19 protein-coding genes are annotated in these 19,071 nt (G+C 69.5%); 16 read left to right on the top strand and 3 right to left on the bottom strand.

Features of this window, described 5'->3' with window-relative positions; translation table 11 throughout:
• Positions 1–51 precede the first annotated feature (51 nt).
• From QLQ85_RS20995 to QLQ85_RS20950, 10 genes are all read left to right on the top strand, one after another.
• Positions 52–1,113: a protein-glutamate methylesterase/protein-glutamine glutaminase gene (locus QLQ85_RS20995; RefSeq protein WP_282740786.1), complete on the top strand. Its 1,062-nt coding sequence runs from the start codon at positions 52–54 to the stop codon at positions 1,111–1,113.
• A gap of 111 nt (positions 1,114–1,224) precedes the next feature.
• Positions 1,225–2,928: a methyl-accepting chemotaxis protein gene (locus QLQ85_RS20990; RefSeq protein WP_282740785.1), complete on the top strand. Its 1,704-nt coding sequence runs from the start codon at positions 1,225–1,227 to the stop codon at positions 2,926–2,928.
• A gap of 76 nt (positions 2,929–3,004) precedes the next feature.
• Positions 3,005–3,394, top strand: a complete 390-nt coding sequence (gene cheY, locus QLQ85_RS20985; protein ID WP_282722637.1) for a chemotaxis response regulator CheY — start codon at positions 3,005–3,007, stop codon at positions 3,392–3,394.
• 36 nt (positions 3,395–3,430) lie between these two features.
• Entirely contained in the window at positions 3,431–4,120 is a 690-nt protein-coding gene (gene cheZ, locus QLQ85_RS20980; protein WP_282740784.1) for a protein phosphatase CheZ, read from the top strand.
• Between the two features lie 125 nt (positions 4,121–4,245).
• Positions 4,246–5,403 carry a flagellar biosynthesis protein FlhB gene (gene flhB, locus QLQ85_RS20975; RefSeq protein WP_282740783.1) on the top strand — a complete coding sequence of 386 codons (1,158 nt, stop codon included), beginning with the start codon at positions 4,246–4,248 and terminating at the stop codon, positions 5,401–5,403.
• Positions 5,400–7,481, top strand: coding sequence for a flagellar biosynthesis protein FlhA (gene flhA / locus QLQ85_RS20970; protein WP_282740782.1), 2,082 nt, complete (start codon positions 5,400–5,402; stop codon positions 7,479–7,481). Before flhB ends, flhA begins: the two co-directional genes overlap by 4 nt.
• A 22-nt stretch (positions 7,482–7,503) precedes the next feature.
• Positions 7,504–9,657: a flagellar biosynthesis protein FlhF gene (flhF, locus tag QLQ85_RS20965; RefSeq protein WP_282740781.1), complete on the top strand. Its 2,154-nt coding sequence runs from the start codon at positions 7,504–7,506 to the stop codon at positions 9,655–9,657.
• On the top strand, positions 9,657–10,184 hold the full coding sequence (locus QLQ85_RS20960) for a hypothetical protein (protein ID WP_282740780.1): 528 nt from the start codon (positions 9,657–9,659) through the stop codon (positions 10,182–10,184). The genes flhF and QLQ85_RS20960 overlap by 1 nt, the downstream gene beginning before the upstream one ends.
• A complete protein-coding gene (locus QLQ85_RS20955) occupies positions 10,181–10,591 on the top strand; it encodes a flagellar protein FlhE (RefSeq protein WP_282740779.1) in 411 nt (136 codons plus the stop codon). Before QLQ85_RS20960 ends, QLQ85_RS20955 begins: the two co-directional genes overlap by 4 nt.
• Before the next feature lie 57 nt (positions 10,592–10,648).
• Positions 10,649–11,350: an RNA polymerase sigma factor FliA gene (locus QLQ85_RS20950; protein ID WP_282740778.1), complete on the top strand. Its 702-nt coding sequence runs from the start codon at positions 10,649–10,651 to the stop codon at positions 11,348–11,350.
• An 11-nt stretch (positions 11,351–11,361) separates the two neighbouring features.
• Here QLQ85_RS20950 and QLQ85_RS20945 read toward each other — a convergent pair whose 3' ends face one another.
• On the bottom strand, positions 11,362–12,561 hold the full coding sequence (locus QLQ85_RS20945) for an EAL and HDOD domain-containing protein (protein WP_282740777.1): 1,200 nt from the start codon (positions 12,559–12,561) through the stop codon (positions 11,362–11,364).
• Between the two features lie 181 nt (positions 12,562–12,742).
• Here QLQ85_RS20945 and QLQ85_RS20940 point away from each other — a divergent pair, with 181 nt between their 5' ends.
• Positions 12,743–13,558, top strand: coding sequence for a motility protein A (locus tag QLQ85_RS20940; RefSeq protein ID WP_282722646.1), 816 nt, complete (start codon positions 12,743–12,745; stop codon positions 13,556–13,558).
• Positions 13,551–14,255: an OmpA/MotB family protein gene (locus tag QLQ85_RS20935; RefSeq protein ID WP_282740776.1), complete on the top strand. Its 705-nt coding sequence runs from the start codon at positions 13,551–13,553 to the stop codon at positions 14,253–14,255. The genes QLQ85_RS20940 and QLQ85_RS20935 overlap by 8 nt, the downstream gene beginning before the upstream one ends.
• A gap of 59 nt (positions 14,256–14,314) precedes the next feature.
• On the opposite strand, the gene QLQ85_RS20930 is transcribed toward QLQ85_RS20935, so the two are convergent.
• Together QLQ85_RS20930 and QLQ85_RS20925 are read right to left on the bottom strand one after the other, a co-directional pair.
• Positions 14,315–14,680: a DUF6164 family protein gene (locus tag QLQ85_RS20930; protein ID WP_282740775.1), complete on the bottom strand. Its 366-nt coding sequence runs from the start codon at positions 14,678–14,680 to the stop codon at positions 14,315–14,317.
• A 37-nt stretch (positions 14,681–14,717) separates the two neighbouring features.
• Positions 14,718–15,323 carry a histidine phosphatase family protein gene (locus QLQ85_RS20925; protein ID WP_282740774.1) on the bottom strand — a complete coding sequence of 202 codons (606 nt, stop codon included), beginning with the start codon at positions 15,321–15,323 and terminating at the stop codon, positions 14,718–14,720.
• Between the two features lie 126 nt (positions 15,324–15,449).
• Here QLQ85_RS20925 and phnD point away from each other — a divergent pair, with 126 nt between their 5' ends.
• The 4 genes from phnD (at position 15,450) to phnE (QLQ85_RS20905) (ending at position 18,947) form a co-directional block, all read left to right on the top strand.
• On the top strand, positions 15,450–16,463 hold the full coding sequence (gene phnD / locus QLQ85_RS20920) for a phosphate/phosphite/phosphonate ABC transporter substrate-binding protein (RefSeq protein WP_282740773.1): 1,014 nt from the start codon (positions 15,450–15,452) through the stop codon (positions 16,461–16,463).
• Positions 16,464–16,526: 63 nt separating this feature from the next.
• Positions 16,527–17,345 carry a phosphonate ABC transporter ATP-binding protein gene (gene phnC / locus QLQ85_RS20915; protein WP_282740772.1) on the top strand — a complete coding sequence of 273 codons (819 nt, stop codon included), beginning with the start codon at positions 16,527–16,529 and terminating at the stop codon, positions 17,343–17,345.
• On the top strand, positions 17,332–18,144 hold the full coding sequence (gene phnE / locus QLQ85_RS20910; protein WP_282740771.1) for a phosphonate ABC transporter, permease protein PhnE: 813 nt from the start codon (positions 17,332–17,334) through the stop codon (positions 18,142–18,144). Before phnC ends, phnE (QLQ85_RS20910) begins: the two co-directional genes overlap by 14 nt.
• Entirely contained in the window at positions 18,138–18,947 is an 810-nt protein-coding gene (phnE, locus tag QLQ85_RS20905; protein ID WP_282740770.1) for a phosphonate ABC transporter, permease protein PhnE, read from the top strand. The genes phnE (QLQ85_RS20910) and phnE (QLQ85_RS20905) overlap by 7 nt, the downstream gene beginning before the upstream one ends.
• The last annotated feature ends 124 nt before the right edge of the window (positions 18,948–19,071 follow it).

Genomic DNA, 19,071 nt, shown 5'->3' with positions numbered 1-19,071 from the left:
TCGAGGCGGTGCCGTCCAGCGCCGTCGCGCCGAAGGGAGAGGAGGCCTGCCTTGAGTGCAGCCAGGATAAGGGTGCTCTGCGTCGATGACTCGGCACTGATTCGCGATCTGCTCAGCGAGATCATCAACAGCCAGCCCGACATGGAAGTGGTGGCCGTGGCACCGGACCCGATCGCCGCCAGGGACCTGATCAAGCGGCACGATCCCGATGTGCTGACCCTGGACGTGGAGATGCCGCGGATGGACGGCCTCGACTTCCTCGAGCGCCTGATGCGGCTGCGCCCGATGCCGGTACTGATGGTCTCCTCGCTGACCCAGGCCGGCTCCGAGGTGACCCTGCGGGCCCTGGAGCTGGGTGCCCTGGACTTCGTCGCCAAGCCCTCGCTGGGCATCCGCCACGGCATGCTGGAGTACGCCGAGGAGATCGCCGAGAAGATCCGCGCCGCCTCGCGCTCACGGCCGCGCCAGGCGACCCGCTGCGATGCCCCGCCACCGGTGCGGCTCGAGGCGCCGCTGGTCTCCAGCGAGAAGCTGGTCATCATCGGCGCCTCCACCGGCGGTACCGAGGCGATTCGTCGGGTGCTGGAGCCGCTGCCGGCCAACAGTCCGGCGCTCCTGATCACCCAGCACATGCCGGGGGGCTTCACCCGCTCCTTCGCCGAGCGGCTCGACCGGCTGTGCCAGATCAGCGTCAAGGAGGCCGAGGACGGCGAGCGGGTGCTTCCGGGCCACGCCTACATCGCCCCGGGGGATGCCCACCTGAAGCTGGCGCGCAGCGGTGCCAACTACGTGGCTCGGCTGGACGACGGGCCGCCGGTCAACCGGCACCGCCCCTCGGTCGACGTGCTCTTCCACTCGGCGGCGACCCAGGCCGGGCGCAACGCCATCGGCGTGCTGCTCACCGGCATGGGCAAGGATGGGGCGGCGGGGCTGGTCGAGATGCGCCAGGCCGGCGCTCCGACCCTCGCCCAGGACGAGGCCAGTTGCGTGGTCTTCGGCATGCCGCGGGAGGCCATCGCCCTGGGCGGGGCCGGCGAGGTGGTGGCGCTCGACGACATCGCGCCGCGGCTGATGGCGCTGGTGGCGGCCTCCGGCCGTGCCCAGCGGGTGTGAGGCCGCCGAGCGAGTGGCGGGGCCGCAGCCGTCACAGGGACGATCCGAAGGGGCAGGGAGCCGAGCAGAACCGATGACACTCATGATTTCCATAATGAAGGAAGCGCCGGCATGACACGATTACTGCGCACTATCAGCATCCATGCGGCGATGGTCGTCGTCCTGACCTGCTTCGTGGCGTTCATCGCGGTGATCGCTACCCTGGGGGTGGTGGCGGAGCGTAACGGCGACCGCGCGCTGACCTCCCTCAACCAGGTCAGCGTCGGCCAGCTCACCGAGATCAACCGCGCCGACGCCCTGCTCAACGAGGCTCGGGTCAGTCTCGAGGTCGCCTCCAACCTGATCATGATCGGCCGCATGGGCGAGGCCAACGAGGGGATCGCGGCGGCGGCGGATCAGATCGAGCGTGCCGAGCAGCACTTCGCGAGCTTTGCCGGCGTGCCCAAGTCCGAGCAGGGCCAGGCCCTGGCCGAGCCCCTCGGCGACGACTTCGATGCGGTGCTCTCCCTGGTCCACCAGCAGCACGAGATGCTCGACCAGCTCGACACCCCCGGATTCAACCGGCTGCGCGAGGCGCTCGCGGCGCCCTCGGCGGCACTGGCGGAGAGCATGACGGCCTTCGTCAGGCACGGGGTCGAGAACTCCGAGGCCATGGTGGCCGATTTCCACGACCAGGCCCAACGCTTCGAATGGATCGGGCTGGGGGTGCTGGTGCTGATCGGCCTGCTGGTGGCGTTGATCTACCTGGGGCTGCGCACCATCGTCATTCGTCCGCTCGACGAGGCGGTGGTGGCCCTGGAGGCCATCGCCAAGGCGGATCTCTCCTGCGAGGTCAAGGTCCTGGGCCGCAACGAGATCAGCAAGCTGTTCGCCGCCATGCGCGACATGCAGCAGAGCCTGACGCGGATCGTCAGCGACGTGCGCGGCAGCAGCGGTTCGATCCATGTCGGCAGTCGCGAGATCGCCAGCGGCAACGCCGACCTCTCCTCGCGCACCGAGCAGCAGGCCGCCTCCCTCGAGGAGACCGCGGCGAGCATGGAGCAGCTCACCGCGACCGTGAAGCAGAATGCCGACAACGCCCGCCAGGCCAGCGGCCTGGCGCTGGACGCCTCCTCCACCGCCGAGCGCGGCGGCGAAGTGGTGGAGCGCGTGGTCAAGACCATGCACGGCATCTCTACCAGCTCGCAGAAGATCGCCGACATCACCGGGGTGATCGACTCGATCGCCTTCCAGACCAATATCCTGGCGTTGAACGCCTCCGTGGAAGCGGCCCGGGCCGGCGAGCAGGGCCGCGGCTTCGCGGTGGTGGCCGGTGAGGTGCGCAACCTGGCCAGCCGCAGCGCCGATGCCGCCAGGGAGATCAAGGGGCTGATCGAGGGCTCGGTGGCCCAGGTGCAGGAGGGCTCGACGCTGGTCGAGCAGGCCGGCGCGACCATGGACGAGGTGGTCACCGCGGTACGCCGGGTCACCGACATCATGGACGAGATATCCGCCGCCTCCCAGGAGCAGAGCGACGGCATCGAGCAGGTCAGCCAGGCGGTGGGGCAGATGGACCAGGTGACCCAGCAGAACGCGGCGCTGGTGCAGCAGGCGTCCGCCGCCGCGGCCTCGCTGGAGGAGCAGGCGAGCCGCCTGGAGCAGGCCGTGGCGGTGTTCCGCCTGGCCGGAATGGCGAGCCAGCCCTCGCTGCCGCAGGCCGACCGCTCCCCCGCCACGCTGCCGCAGGCCAGCCAGCCGCCTGCCGGCCGGCAGGCGCCGGCCCCTCGTCCGGCACGCCGCGAGGCGGTCACCGAGGACGAGTGGGAAGAGTTCTGACGCGATAGCTACCGAACCCGACCGGCGGCCCGGCCGCCGGTCGTCCCGAATGCCGTGAACCGATAGAGGAATCCCGATGGCAGACAAGAACATGAGCATCCTGGTGGTGGACGACTTCCCGACCATGCGCCGCATCGTGCGCAGCCTGCTCAAGGAGCTCGGCTTCACCAACGTGGAGGAGGCCGAAGACGGCCAGGACGCCCTGGCCAAGCTCAAGGCCGGCGGCTTCGAGTTCGTGGTCTCCGACTGGAACATGCCCAACCTCGATGGCCTGGAGATGCTCAAGCAGATCCGCGCCGATGACGGCCTCAAGCACCTGCCGGTGCTGATGGTGACCGCCGAGGCCAAGAAGGAGAACATCATCGCCGCGGCCCAGGCCGGTGCCAGCGGCTATGTGGTCAAGCCCTTCACCGCCGCCACCCTGGAAGAGAAACTCAACAAGATCTTCGAAAAACTGGGCATGTGAGGCCGCCGGGGCGACCCGGGGCGAGGAGACCGAACCATGAGCACGAACGAGCAGCCCGAGATCGCCAAGGCGGCGGCCAGCGACGACCTGGTGCAGCGCATCGGGCACCTGACCCGCATGCTCCGCGAGAGCATGCGCGAGCTGGGGCTCGACAAGGAGATCGAGCGGGCCGCCGAGGCCATTCCCGATGCCCGGGACCGACTCAACTACGTGGGCGCGATGACCGAGCAGGCCGCCGAGCGGGCACTCAATGCCATCGACCGGGCCCAGCCGCTGCAGGACCGTCTCAGCGAGCGGGCCGAGGCTCTGGACCGGCGCTGGGCCGAGTGGTTCGCCGAGCCCAAGGAACTGGACGAGGCCCGGGAGCTGGTCACGGCGACCCGCTCGTACCTGGCCGAGGTGCCCGAGACGACCCAGGCGACCAGCAAGGAGCTGCTGGAGATCATGATGGCCCAGGACTTCCAGGACCTGACCGGCCAGGTAATCAAGAAGATGATGGACGTGATCCACGAGATCGAGAGCCAGCTGGTGCAGGTGCTGATCGACAGCGTGCCCGAGGGCGAGAAGCGCGACGACATGCAGCGCCGGGCCGACGGCCAGCGTCAGACCGGCGCCCGCCAGCGCGAGGAGGGCCTGCTCAATGGCCCCCAGGTCAAGCCGGAGGCCGCCGACGTGGTGAGCAGCCAGGATCAGGTTGACGACCTGCTCGACCAGTTGGGTTTCTGACCGACCCCTCCCCTGCCGTCGATAGTCGTGAACAGGACACGATTATCGGCGCTTTTTGGCGTATCGCCCCTTCCCCTTCCTCCCCACAATGGCCAGGGTCCGCACGACTGTCCCGATGAGTGGCCATGGCCGACGAGAGCAGCGATCAGGAAAAGACCGAAGAGGCCACGCCGCGACGCCTGGAGAAGGCCCGCGAGGAGGGCCAGGTCGCCCGTTCCCGCGAGTTGACCACCTTCATGCTGCTGCTCGGCGGCGTGGGGGGGCTGTGGGCCATGGGCGCGATGCTCTACGACCAGTTGGGCCTGGTGATGGAACAGGCCTTCCTGTTCGAGCGGCGCCATGCGCTGGAAACCACGCCGATGCTCAGCCACGCCCTGGACCTCGGGGAGCGCACCCTGCTGGCGATGCTGCCGCTGTTCCTGCTGCTGACCGTGGTGGCACTGGCGGCACCGGCGCTGCTCGGCGGTTGGCTGATCTCGGCCAAGTCAATGAAGCCGCAGCTCTCCAAGCTCAACCCGCTGAAGGGGCTCAAGCGCATCTTCGGTGTCCAGGCGCTGGTGGAGCTGGCCAAGGCGATCGCCAAGTCGCTGCTGGTGGGTGGCATCGCGATGGCCTTCCTGTGGAGCAACCGCGGCACCTTCATGAGCCTGATGGACCAGCCGATCCAGCAGGCCCTGGCCAGTGCCCTGGAGCTGGCGGCCCTGGCCTGCGGGCTGATGGTGCTGACCCTGCTGGTGGTGATCCTGATCGACGTGCCCTACCAGCTCTGGAGCCATGCCAGGAAGCTGCGCATGAGCAAGGAGGAGGTCAAGCGCGAGCACAAGGAGTCGGAGGGCGACCCCCACGTGAAGGCGCGGATTCGCCAGCAGCAGCAGGCCATTGCCCGGGGGCGGATGATGAGCCAGGTGCCCGAGGCGGACGTGATCATCACCAACCCGACCCACTACGCCGTGGCGCTGAAGTACGAGGAGACCGGCATGGCCGCCCCCCGGGTGGTGGCCAAGGGCGCCGACCAGGTCGCCGCGCGGATCCGCGAACTGGGCGAGGCGCACGCGGTGCCGCGGCTCGAGGCACCGCCGCTGGCCCGCGCGCTCTATCACCATGTGGACCTCGATGCCGAGGTTCCCGAAGCACTCTATACCGCCGTGGCGGAGGTCCTGGCCTGGGCCTTCCGGCTGCGGCGGGTATCACAGGAGGGGGGCGAGGTGCCACCGACACCCGAGGACCTGCCGGTCCCGGAATCCCTGGAGGTTCCGGGCCGCCACGGCGAGGCTGAGACATGAAGGCCTGGAGCGACTACCTGGGGCGCCGCGACTGGATGGGCGACGTGCGCATGAAGCTGCTGGCCGGGCCGCTGCTGATCCTGCTGGTCATGTCGATGCTGATCCTGCCGCTGCCGCCCTTCGCACTGGATCTGTTCTTCACCTTCAACATCGCGCTGGCGGTGATGGTGCTGCTGGTCAGCATGTTCACCCAGAAGCCGCTGGATTTCGCCGCCTTCCCGGCGGTGCTGCTGTTCACCACGCTGCTGCGGCTGTCGCTCAACGTGGCCTCGACCCGGGTCATCCTGATGGAAGGCCACCAGGGCGGCGATGCCGCCGGCAGGGTGATCGAGGCCTTCGGCCAGTTCCTGGTGGGTGGCAACTTCGCCGTGGGCCTGGTGGTGTTCCTGATCCTGATCGTCATCAACTTCATGGTCATCACCAAGGGCGCGGGGCGCATCGCCGAGGTGGGCGCGCGCTTCATGCTCGACGCCATGCCCGGCAAGCAGATGGCCATCGACGCCGACCTCAACGCCGGGCTGATCGGCGAGGACGACGCCCGGCAGCGCCGCGCCGAGGTCGCCCAGGAGGCCGACTTCTACGGCTCCATGGACGGTGCCAGCAAGTTCGTGCGCGGCGACGCCATGGCCGGCCTCGTCATCATGGTGGTCAACATCATCGGCGGGCTGCTGATCGGCATGCTGCAGCACGACATGGATTTCGGCAGCGCCGCGCGCACCTACACCCTGATGACCATCGGCGACGGCCTGGTGGCGCAGATCCCGGCGCTGGTGATCTCCACCGCCGCCGGCGTCACCGTCTCCCGGGTCAACACCGACCAGGACGTCGGCCAGCAGATGATCAGCCAGCTGTTCGTCAACCCCCAGGTGATGATCCTGGCGGCGGCGGTCATGGGGTTGCTGGGGCTGGTGCCGGGTATGCCCAACGTCGTGTTCCTGATCTTCACCGTGCTGCTCGGCGGCCTGGCCTGGTGGCTGATCCGCCAGAAGGAGCAGCGCCAGGTCCAGGAGGAGCTCTCCGCCGACCCCTTGCCGGCGCCGGAGGCCCCCGAGGCGAGCTGGGACGACGTCCAACTGGTCGATACCCTGGGCCTCGAGGTGGGGCACCGGCTGATCCCGCTGGTCGACCAGCGTCAGGAGGGCGAGCTGCTCGGCCGCATCAAGAGCGTGCGCAAGAAGTTCGCCCAGGAGGTGGGCTTCCTGCCGCCGGTGGTGCATATCCGCGACAACCTGGAGCTCGGCCCCAACAGCTATGTGATCACCCTCAAGGGCGCCGAGATCGGCCGTGCCGAGGCCCACCCCGGCAAGTGGCTGGCGATCGATCCGGGCCAGGTGTCGGGCGAGCTCCAGGGCACCCGGACCCGGGATCCGGCCTTCGGCCTGCCGGCGGTGTGGATCGACGCCGGTCAGCGCGAACACGCCCAGGTCTACGGCTACACCGTGGTCGACGCCAGCACCGTGGTGGCCACCCACCTCAACCACCTGCTGCATCAGCATGCCGCCGAGATGCTGGGGCGTGTGGAGGTGCAGAAACTGCTCGACAAGCTCGGCGAGGAGAACAAGTCGCTGGTCGAGGAGGTGGTGCCCAAGGCGATCTCGCTCACCGTGTTCCAGCGCATCCTGCAGAACCTGCTCGACGAGGAGGTCTCGATCCGCGACCTGCGCTCCATCCTCGACACCCTGGCCGAACACGCCGGCCAGCAGCAGGATGCCGGCGAGCTGACCGCCCTGGTGCGGATCGCCCTGGGCCGCAGCATCGTCCAGCAGTGGTTCCCCGGCGACGACGAGCTGAAGGTGATCGGGTTGGAGGCCCAGCTCGAGCAGGTGCTGATGCAGGCGATGAATGGCAGCGGTGCCCTGGAGCCGGGCCTGGCCGAGACCCTGATGAGCCAGGCCGAGCAGGCGCTGGCGCGCCAGGAGGCCAGCGGCGAGCCCCCGGTGCTGGTGGTACAGCACACCCTGCGCGCGGTGCTGGCGCGCTTCCTGCGCCGACGGCTGCGCCACCTGGTGGTGATGTCCCAGGCCGAGATTCCCGACGATCGGACCCTGCGGGTCACCCAACTGGTGGGCGGACGATGACGGACGCCAGGAGAACGAACCGATGAGTGTGATGCGATTCACCGGGGCCAACGGTCGCGAGGCGATGCGCCAGGTGCGCGCCGCCCTGGGCGATGATGCCCTGATCCTGGCCAACCGGCACACCGAGGCCGGGGTCGAGATTCTCGCCCAGGCCGATCAGGCCGCCCCGCCTCGCCGTGCGCCGGCGGTGGCACCCGTCCCGGAGCGACCGATCCCGTCCCCGGCGGTACCGGCCGGCGAGGGCGATGCCTTCCAGGCCATGAGCGCCCAGCTGCTCAAGGAGATGCAGGACATGCGGGCCCTGCTGTCCCGGGCCCGGGCGGCGCCGTCGCCAGCGGATGACTGCCGCCAGCGACTGGCCCGGTGGCTGGCCGAGGCCGGCTTCGGCGAGGCGATCGCCGAGGAGCTGCTCGCCGGCCTGCCCGAGGAGCTCGAGGCGGCCGACGACGAGTCCCGGCAGGCCTGGCTGGTGCGTCAGTTGGCGGCCCGCCTGGCGGTGCTCGACGACGAGCAGGCGTTGCTCGAGCAGGGCGGCATCCTGGCCCTGGTGGGGCCGACCGGAGTCGGCAAGACCACCACCACCGCCAAGCTGGCGGCCCGCTACGTGATGCGCCATGGCCCCGGTCAGGTGGCGCTGGTCACCACCGACGGCTTCCGTATCGGCGCCCACGAGCAGCTGCGCATCTATGCCGAGCTGCTGGACATACCCATGTATGCCCTGGATGCCGAGCAGCCGCTGGACGCACTGTTGTCGAGGCTGGCCGACAAGCGCTTCGTGATCATCGATACCGTGGGCATGAGCCAGCGCGACCGCGGCATCATCACCCAGGTGGCGCGACTGCAGGGCGGCCCGGTGCCGGTGCGCCTGGCGCTGTTGCTCAACGCCGCCAGCCAGCCGGAGACCCTGGAGGAGGTGATCACCAACTACCGTCAGGCGGCCCACGCGTCGGGGGCCTCGCTGGACGACTGCGTGATCAGCAAGCACGACGAGGCGGGGCGCACGGGGCCGCTGCTTGATGCCCTGATGCGCCACGGCCTGCGACTGCTGTTCGTGGCCCATGGCCAGCGGGTGCCCGAGGACCTGATGGTGGCCGACGCCGCCGACCTGGTCCACCAGGCGCTGGCGACCCGCCGCGCTACCCCGGCGCCGGTGCTGGTAGCGTCGAGCGGTGCTCGGGGGCTGCTCGGCGAGGGGCGGCGGGTGTCGGTGATACTCGACGAGCTGCGTCGCCGCCTCACCGGCTTCACCGCCCTGGAGGCCGCCTGGGCGCTCTCGACACTGCCGCCGAGTCTGCAGGGCGAGCGTCTCGACGCCCTGCTCGACCGGGCGCATGACGAGGCCGCCGGCATGCTCTGGATGCCCCGCGCCCGGGTGCGCGGCCACGACTGGTCGTCGCCCGACGTGCTGCTCGACGACCGGGGCGACTGGGCGGTCATGCCGCAGCTCCAGCATCGCCAGCCCGCCGGCCAGGTGGCGCGGTTCGACTGGGCCGAGCGGACGCTTGGTGCCGCCGTCCACCTGCTGCCGACGCTGCCCGACGGCGAGGCGCGGGAATGGCTGGCGGCCCGTGACGGCGCCTGGGTCGCGCAGGCCCGGGCCACCCAGCGGGTGGCCCACGCGGGCGAGCGTCGCTCGCTCCGGGACCTGGTGGCCCTGGCCACCCCCCAGGGCGGGCCGATCCGCCGATCGAAGGGGCGCGAGGTGTGCGTTCGCCTGGCGCGGCTGTCGCTGCGCGACGGCGACAGGAGCCCGTCCCCGCTGTGCGCCTGGTTCGGTGAGCTGGAGGATCGCGAGAGCGGCCGCCGGCTGGGACGGCGCTACTGGCTGGCGCCGGAGTGGCTGGGGGATGACGCCGTGTCCCTGCTGCTCGGCCAGCTCGACGCCGAGGCGCTGCCGCGGCTGACCCGCCGCGCGCTTCGGTGGCTCGAGGAGACCCAGCCGTCGGCGACGCCCGAGCTGAGGCTGTCGATCGCCGCCGGCCTGGCCACGGTGGCCGGCCAGCTGGAGCGCAGCGAGGCCCAGTGGGCCATGGACCTGCGTGCCGGGCTGCTGGGGCTGCTCGGCGGGCGCCGTCGGCGCAACGCCGAGGCGCTGCTGGAGGCGCTGCTCTACCTCGGCATGGCCCGTGATGCCATTCGCCAGTTGGGGGCGGCGGGCCGCGAGGGGCTCGGCTGATGGGGGCCGATCAAGCCGCCGGCCTGCGCCAGTGGGCGTCCGGTGCACCACCGAGCGGGGAGGGCTGTCCGCGGCATGTGGCCGAGATGCTGCGGGAGCTGGCCGTGGCCGGGCCGTCGGCGCCGGCCGTCTCGTGCGTGGCAGCGGCGGTCACCCTGATGGTGCTGGGGCTACCCGATGGCTCGCCTCGCCAGGCCCGGCGGGTCGGCGCCCTGCTGGACCACTGGGCCGGCCAGGGGCGGCGCTGGGTGGGCGACCCGTCTGCCTGGAAGGTGGTGCCGATCGAGGCGACGAGCGCGCATCTGCCGCTGCTGGCGTCGCAGCAGTCGCGCTGGGCGCTGTGGGTGGAGGGCGATGCCGAGGCCTTCCGCCGCGCCTGGCGCGTGCTGATGCGGCTCGCTGAGCGCCCCGGCCCGCGGCGCCTGCTGGCGATGCACCCACCCGGCATCTCCCGCCAAGGGTTGCTCGACAACCTGCAGCAGGCCGCCATGGCCTACCTGGGCATCGAGCTGGTGGTGCTGGCGTGAGTGGCACTCGGCTGAAGGCGGGCCTGCCCGCCGCGTTGTGGCTGGTCATGGTCGTGGTGGCCGCGCCGGTACTGGCCGCCGGCAGCTGGGTGGCCTCGGTGCCGGGGGTGCGGGTGGCGCTGGCCGAGCGCGAGGTGGCTTCCCGGCCGATGGTGCCGCCGGAGGCGGCGGCGGACGGGACGATCGACAGCGTCGGCTGGCGGTTCCGGCTGCCGCCCGGAGAGGCGGTGGGGGCCCGGCTCTGCCACGCCGGGGGGTGTGTCACGCTGGGGGCCGGGCAGGGCAGCAGCCGTGCCCTGGCGGGGCTGCCGGCGGATACGCCGCTGCACTTCCGCTTCGCCCTGGCACCGGGCCAGCGACGGGCGGTGGCGGTGCAGGGGCTGCAGGTGATCGTCAACTATCGCTAAGCACTATCGCCAAGAACTATCGCTGAGAGAAGGTCCTGACAGAGGCCGTCGAACGGGATGTATACAGCAAAAGGCAAGATCGACCAGAACGAGCTGTTGACGCAGTACCTGCCGCAGGTGCGGCGCCAGGCGCTGGCGCTGCAGGTCAGGCTGCCGGCGAGTGTCGAGCTGGATGACCTGATCCAGGCCGGCACCATGGGGCTGCTGGAGGCCATGGGGCGCTTCGACGCCGGCCAGGGGGCGAGCTTCGCCACCTTCGCCAGCCAGCGGATACGGGGTGCCATGCTCGACGAACTGCGCAGTCGCGACTGGTTGCCGCGCAGCGTGCGGCGCAACGCCCGGGCCGTGGACGAGGCGGTGCGCCGCCTGGAGCAGCGCATGGGGCGGTCGGCCGAGGAGCACGAGATCGCCGCCGAGCTGGAGATGGACCTGGCCGACTATCGCCAGCTCCTCAGCGATACCAACAATGGCCATCTGCTGCCCTTCGAGGAGCTGATGGCGGAGGGGGCGGAACCGGGCAGCGGCGAGTCGGCAATGGCCACGCCCTTCGCCGCCCTGGTCGACGGGGAGCAGCGTAGCCGGCTGGTGGCGGCGATCGAGGCGCTGCCCGAGCGCGAAAAGCTGCTGATGGCGCTCTACTACCAGGAGGAGCTCAACCTCAAGGAGATCGGTGCCGTGCTGGGGGTGACCGAGTCGCGGGTCTGCCAGCTCCACGGTCAGGCGGTGAGCCGGCTGCGGGCCCGGCTGCGCGACGACTGAGCGGAAGGGGGCTAGAGGCGGCTCATCAGCGCATCGGTCTGGTCCAGGGCATCGAGGTAGCACTGCTGCAGTTGGTCGGCGCTGGCCGTGGTGCCGCCGTCGGCGACCTGGCGCTCGTGCTCCTCGCAGAGCGTCAGCAGGGCGCCGAGGTGGCCCTCCCGGCCGCTCAGGGCCCGGGCCACGGCGGCAGTCAGCGGCAGCTCCTCGAGCAGGGCATCCTGGGCCTCGTCGAGCAGCGGCCCCATCATCGAGAAGAGCCCGGTGGTGAAGGCGTCCTCGGGGTCGATGTTGCTGAAGGGCGTGGCCAGGTTGCGGCACATGAAGGCGCGGATCAGCGCCATGCGCACCTTGAGTTTCGACGACGGCATCTCACTGGCCAGCGACAGCGTCATCACCAGCCGGCGCAGCTCGTTCAGCCCGATGACCTGCATGGCACGCTTGAGGTCGGTCTGCCGCGAGTCCTGGCCGAACAGGCTGGAGGTGGCACGGCGCAGGATCGCCACATGGAGGTGAGGCATCTGGATCAGCAGCTCGAAGAGGCGCTGCAGGTCGGCATCCTCGCGGTAGAGCTCGTTGACCAGGCGCAGCTGGGCGGCACGGTTGCCGTGGCGACCCCGGGGGCGGGCGGCGTAGAAGGTCGGCTCGGCCAGGTAGCGGCCGTCGAAGTAGTGGCAGTCGAGGTTGCGGAAGCGGTCGAGCCGCGCGGCGTCGCGGATGTCGTCGGCCAGCAGCCGGGCGCCGCGCTGGCGGTGGGCATCCAGTTGACCGGCGTCGAGTTCGTCGGGATGGCGCAAGCGGATCAGGTCGGCCAGCGGCGCGAACCCCTGGCCGTCGCCCCGCAGGCAGGAGGCGGATACCAGCAGCCGATAGCCCCGCTCGCGGAGCTGCGCGAGGGTCGTCATGAGCTCGGGCGTCGGCGGCAGGTCGCGCGGCAGGCCGATGATCACCTGTCGTGCCGGCGAGGGCAGCAGGTCGGTGCGTTCCAGCCACTCGGCGGGCAGGTCGATGACCAGCTCCCGGGTGCCGAGCCGCTTGCCCTCGTCGAGCTCGTAGATGGCGGTGGCCAGGGCCCGGGCGGTGGCGGCGACCGGGTCCTCGAGGGCCTCGCCGTGATGGCGATAGAGCAGCCGGTCGGCGACATGCCGATCGGCGGCATCGTGGATGGGCTGCAGCGCGATGGCGAAGGCGTCGGTTTCCCTCTGTGCTGACATGGTGTGACTCCCTGGATGCCTGCCGTTTGTCGTGATCGTGGCGGGGCCGGCCCGGTGGCTGGCAGGCGATGTAACAAAGAGTATCATTCTGTCAGGCGGCTTGTCCGCGATGTGACGTAAAGCTTGTCGCGTCGCGGCCGATATCCCCATCACGCCATTCTCTTCCGGCAAGGAGCCGTGCATGAACCCGTCGACGCTCATCGGTATCTTCGCCAGTAGCGTGCTGCTGGCCAGCGTCCTGCTCTTCACCGCCGAGTCCCCCCAGAGTTTCCTCAACCTGCCGGGGCTGGCCATCGTGCTGGCCGGCACCATGGCCGCCACCTTCATCAGCTACCCGCTCAAGGAGGTGGTGCGGGTGGTCCGGCTGGTGGGGCTGGTGTTTCGCCGCGAGAACACCTATACCCGCGACGACATCAAGGAGCTGGTGGACATGTCGCGGCTGTGGTTCAAGGGCGACGTGCGCGCCGTGGAGGAGGCCCTGGAGCACACCCGCAACCCCTTCCTGCGTACCGGCATCCAGCTGGTGATCGCCAATACCCGGGAGCAGGAGATCTTCGACCTGCTGCGCTGGCGCATCGCCCGGCTCAAGGCCCGCGAGCTGGCCGAGGCGCAGATCTTCCGCACCATGGCCACCTATGCCCCGGCGTTCGGCATGATCGGCACCCTGGTGGGGCTGGTGAACATGCTCGAGGTGATGGAGACCGGCGACCTGCACGTGATCGGCCCGCGCATGGCGGTGGCCCTGCTGACCACCTTCTACGGCATCCTGCTGGCCAATCTGGTGTTCAAGCCCATCGCGGTCAAGCTGGAACGGCGCACCGAGGAGCGGCTGATCGCCATGAACATGGTGCTCGAGGGCATCTCGCTGATCACCAAGCGTCGCCTGCCGTCGTTCATCGAGGAGACCCTCAACTCCTTCGTGGCCAACTACCATGACGAGATCCGCGAGCCCGGCAAGCCCCGGCCCGGCGGTGTCGAGGCCGGCCAGCATGCTTGACCGGCACGCCAGGGAGTCGTTGCTGCCCGACGCGCCGGCCGGCGACGATGGCGAAGGCTGGTTGATGAGCTACCTCGATGTGCTCACCCTGCTGATCACGCTGTTCGTGCTGCTGCTGTCGCTGGCCGGCAATGGCCTGAGGGTCATCGGCAGCGAGCACGGGGGCGAGGCGACGCGCCAGGTGTCGCCGCTGGCCGAGTCGGCCGCCCAGGCGGTGGCCGGCGGCCCGGGGGCGATGGCGGGGCCGACGGCACCGGGGCTCAAGCCGCGACAGGATGGCCTGCAGCCGCGTTTCCGGGGGCTCGAGATCGAGGGGGTCAGCGTCGCCGAGGGGGAGCGGGGCGTCACCCTGCGGATCGACGACAACCTGCTGTTCGCCAGCGGCCAGGCGGAGCTCACCACCGGCGGCCGCGAGATCCTGCGCGGCCTGGTCGCCACCCTGGCCGACTTCGATGGCCAGGTCTCGGTGGAGGGGCACACCGACGATATGCCCATCGCCACCGTCCGCTTTCCGTCGAACTGGGAGCTCTCCACCGGGCGCGCCATCGCCGTGCTGCGCTACCTTGCCGAGCAGGGCGTGCCGACGACCCGGCTGCGCGCGATCGGCTATGCCGACACCCGCCCCCTCGAGAGCAACGCGAGTGCCGAGGGGCGGGCCGCCAACCGACGGGTCGAGTTGCTGCTCACCCAGGGCTGAGACAGCAACGGCGAGGCCGCCGCATGAGCCCGCTCTGGCCGGGGCGAGGACAGGTCGGGTCAGTCGATCAGCCCCAGGAAGGGCAGGACGGAGAGGGCCAGGATGCCCAGCGCCGCGGCGGTGAGCAGCAGCACCCGGAAGGGGTGGTGGTGCAGGCGGCGCCACAGGGTGGGGGCCAGGCCGCGGGCGTCGAGCGCGTGCCGCTCGCGCCTGACCCGCTCGCCCAGCGCCTGTTGATAGTGGTCGATCACTTCGCGGGCCGCCTCCCGCTGAGCCTCGTCGCGCAGCCAGATCGCCGCGACGCCCAGTCCCCAGAAGCCGGCACGGGTCTCGTAGGTGTCGAAGCCGTGCTCGTCGAGCAGCCGGCGTACCTCCTCGGCCTCCTCGTCGGGGACCTGGTGCAGCCGAAACAGCAGTACCGTCACGATCGTCCTCCCGGCGGCGATGCAAGCTGGGTTGCCATTATGCCACGGGGGCGTCGCCCAGCGGGGTGATGCTCGCCGGCAGCAGCGGTGGTCGGTCGCGATGCCGCTGCAACGGCCGGTTCTCCAGGGCGGTGAGCAGGATCTGCAGAGGGTCGCCGTGGCTTACCACGAGGATTGTCTCGTCGGCGTAGGCCCGCTCCAGCTCCTCGATCACCGCCCGCATCCGCTCGGCCACCGCGATCACCGGCTCGACGCCATGGAGCCGGTGGCTCGGGTCCCGCTCGTCCAGCGTCCAGACCTCGAGGTAGCGGTCCGCGGAACGGGCCTCGAAGTCGCCGAAGTGGCGTTCGCGCAGGCGCGGTTCGGGGCGGGGCGAGAGGCCGAAATGCTTGGCCACCCGGGCCGCGGTCTGGGTGGTGCGCAGGAAGTCCGAGTGGTGGAGGCGGGTGGGCACCGGCCAGGCCCACCCGTCGACGAGCCGGGCGAGCTGTGCCTCGCCCTCGGCGGAGAGGCCGTAGTCGGTCAGGCCTGCGCGCGGGTCGCTGATGATGAGGTTCTGCTCGTTGGCCCGGCTATGCCCGTGGCGCATCAGCAGGTAGCGGTTGCGCCAGGCCCCGGGAACGTTGAGGAAATCGGTTGACATGCTATCGTCACAGCTCCTAGATTGAGAAAGTGATGTTCGGAATCGATCATATGATCAATATGTTGTTCGTTTTCGATCAATATTTCTCAGTTTTCATAATAAATACAAGCCAAAGCGAGACACGCCATGAATACGCTCCATGTCGCCGGGAAGCCCATCGTCTCCGGCAAATGCCTGACCGCGGCCCTGGCCAGTGCATCGCTGGCCCTGCTGGCCTTCTCCACCCCCACCTTCGCCGACTGCCCTCGAGGCGATCTCGACAGTCTCTACTGCGACGAGGATGGCGACATGGTCGCCGACCGGCCGGCGGACGAGTCGGAGTGGGCGAACCCCGATACCCTCATCTTCGCCTATACCCCGGTGGAAGACCCGGCCATCTACTCCGATATCTGGCAGCCGTTCATCGATCACCTCGAGGAGGTGACCGGACGGGACGTGCGCTTCTTCGCCGTGCAGTCCAACTCGGCCCAGGTCGAGGCGATGCGCAGCGGGCGCCTGCACATCGCCGGGTTCTCCACCGGGCCGACGCCCTTCGCGGTCAACCTGGCCGGTGCCGTGCCCTTCGCACTGATGGGCTCCGACGACGGCCAGTTCGGCTACACCCTGCAGCTCTACACCCATGTCGATTCGGGCATCGACAGCATGGAGGACCTCAAGGGCAAGCGGGTCGCCCACACCTCGCCGACCTCCAACTCCGGCAACCAGGCGCCTCGCGCCCTGTTCCCCGAAGAGGGGCTCGTGCCCGACGAGGACTACGAGGTGATCTACTCCGGCAGCCACGACCAGTCGATGCTCGGCGTGGTGGCCCGCGACTACGACGCCGCCCCGGTGGCCTCCGAGGTGGTCGAGCGCATGGCCGCCCGAGGCCTCTACGACGAGGAGGACGTCAAGATCCTCTACGAGTCCGACCGCTTCCCCACCACCTCCTACAACTATGCCCATAACCTGCATCCCGACCTGGTCGAGAAGATCGAGGAGGCCTTCTTCAGCTTCGAGTTCGCCGGCACCGAACTGGGCGAGGAGTTCGAGGGGGTCGAGAAGTTCATCCCGATCAACTATCAGGAGCACTGGCAGGTCATCCGCACCATCCAGGCCGCCAACGACGTGCGCTATACCCGCGAAGACCTGGAGCAGGAGTGAGCCGGGCGCCCCGGCCGACCGGCCGGGGCCGTTCTCCCTGATCGAGCATAGCGAGGTGGTTGGATGCTGGAGATCTCGAAGCTGGTCAAGCGCTACGGCCATGACGAGCCGGTACTCAAGGGGCTGGACCTGGTGGTGGAGGGCAACAGCGTTGTCTCCATCGTCGGCGCCTCGGGGGCCGGCAAGAGCACCATGCTGCGCTGTATCAATCGCCTGGTCGAGCCCACCTCGGGGTCGATCAAGCTCAATGGCCAGGAGCTGGTCGACCTGCGCGGCGGCGCCCTGCGCCGGGCACGGCGCAAGATCGGCATGGTCTTCCAGGGCTTCAACCTGATCGATCGCCTCACGGTGATGGAGAACGTGCTGGCCGGCCGGCTCGGCTATGTCAGCCTCTACCAGGCGGTCTCGCGGCGCTATCCCCAGGCCGATATCGAGCGTGCCTTCACGCTGATGGAGCGCGTCGGCATCGCCCACTACGCCAACAAGCGCGCCGATGAACTCTCCGGTGGCGAGCGACAGCGAGTCGGGGTGGTGCGGGCGCTGATGCAGGAGCCGGAGGTGCTGCTCGCCGACGAACCCACCGCTTCGCTGGACCCACGCACTTCCGAGCAGATCATGAAGCTGCTCCAGAGCCTGGCCAGCGAGCTGTCGCTGCCGGTGCTGATCAATATCCACAACGTGGCCCAGGCCAAGGCCTACACCGAGCGCATCGTCGGCCTGCGCCACGGCAAGATGATCTTCGACGGGACCCCCGCCGACTTCACCCGGGAGGCGCTGGACGCCATCTACGGCGGTATCGAGGCGCCGGACGACGATGCGGGCGAGGACACGAAGCAGCCCGTCCGGGCAGCCCGGAAAGAGGTGACCGATGACCCGCTCTGACGTCGCCGCGACGGGGCGCAGGACCTGGCGCAAGCCGCCCTTCATCGCGAACCCCTGGCTACGCTACGGTCTGTGGCTGGTGGTGGTGGCCTACCTGATCTGGGCCTTCGGCAGCCTGCCGTTCAACTGGGAGCGCATCGGTGAGGGCCTGCCACGGGCGGCGCGGATCTTCGGGGGCGGCTTCCCGCCCAACTTCGAGCGCGGCGGCCTGCTGCTCACCGGTTTCAAGGAGAGCTTCCAGATCGCCATCCTGGCGACGCTGCTCGGGGTCGCGCTGTCGATTCCCTTCGCGGTGATGGCGGCCCGGAACGTCGCGCCGATGCCGGTCTATCTCCTGGGGCGAGCGGTGATCATCGTCTCGCGCAGCTTCCATCCGGTGATCGTCGCCATCCTGTTCGTCGCCGCGGTGGGCTTCGGCCCGTTGGCCGGCATCCTGACCCTGACCCTCTACTCGATCGGCTTCGTCGGCAAGCTGCTCGCCGAGGAGATCGAGGAGATCGACTGGGGGCAGGTGGAGGCGATGAGGGCCACCGGAGCGGGGTACCTGGCGACGCTGTTCTACGCGGTCTTCCCGCAGATCCTGCCGCGCCAGGTGGGGCTCTCCATGTACCAGCTCGACAGCAACCTGCGTGCCTCGGCGGTGGTCGGCATCGTCGGTGCCGGGGGCATCGGCGGGACCCTGATGAACGCCTTCGGGCGCTACGACTACGACTTCGCGTTCGCCATCCTGCTGATCATCATCGCGGTGATCCTGGTCAGCGAGGGCATCAGCGGCTGGGTGAGGAAGAAGATATGGTAGATCATGCCGGCGCCCTGGCCGATCGCGTCTGGCGGCGCTACGACCGCAAGGAACGTCTGATCCGCTACGCCGTCCTGCTGGTGACGCTGATGGTGGTGTACTGGGCGGTGCACGACATCGACATCTTCTGGCCCTGGGTGTGGGATGCGCCGACCCAGATCTCGCGCCTGGGGGCGCGCATGTGGCCGCCGGACCCGAGTCGGCTGGGGCCGATCGTGGGCGCCATGATCGAGACGGTGCACATCGCGACGCTTGCGACCATGCTGACGATCTTCATCGCCCTGCCGGTGTCCTACATCGCCGCCCAGAACACCACGCCCAATCGCTTCTGCCTGTGGCTGGGGCGCTTCATCCTGGTCTCCAGCCGGTCGGTGAACACCATCATCTGGGCGCTGCTGTTCGTGGCGATCTTCGGCCCCGGGGTGCTGGCGGGGATACTCGCGATCATGTTCCGCTCGATCGGCTTCATCGGCAAGCTGATGGGCGAGGCGATCGAGGAGATCGACCGGCGCCCGGTGGAGGCCATGGAGGCCACCGGTGCCTCCAAGCTCAAGGTGATCGCCTATGCCGTCGTGCCCCAGGTGATGCCGGCCTTCTTCGCCATCGTCATCCTGCGCTGGGACATCAATATCCGGGAGTCCACGGTGCTGGGCCTGGTGGGGGCCGGTGGCATCGGGGTACTGCTGCAGGGCTCCATCGACACCTTCGCCTGGCCCACCGTGGCCACCATCCTGATCGCCATCATCGCGCTGGTGCTGATCGGCGAGGCGATCACCGGCCTGCTGCGCAGCAAGGTGATCTAGCATCCAGGACGCCGGCAGGTGATCCGTTCGAGCGGCGCTGGCCGGACGGCACGTCGCAACGGATGCGCGAGATCGCGTTCGCGCTAGGCGCTCGAGCTGGCATAATGGGTCTCCACCAAGGAGC

The sequence above is a fragment of the Halomonas kalidii genome, assembly GCF_030010475.1.
In the GTDB taxonomy this organism is placed as follows: Bacteria; Pseudomonadota; Gammaproteobacteria; order Pseudomonadales; family Halomonadaceae; genus Halomonas; species Halomonas heilongjiangensis.
The sequence above is the reverse complement of the archived record's forward strand: the minus strand, read 5'-3'. Positions and strand labels throughout refer to the sequence as shown.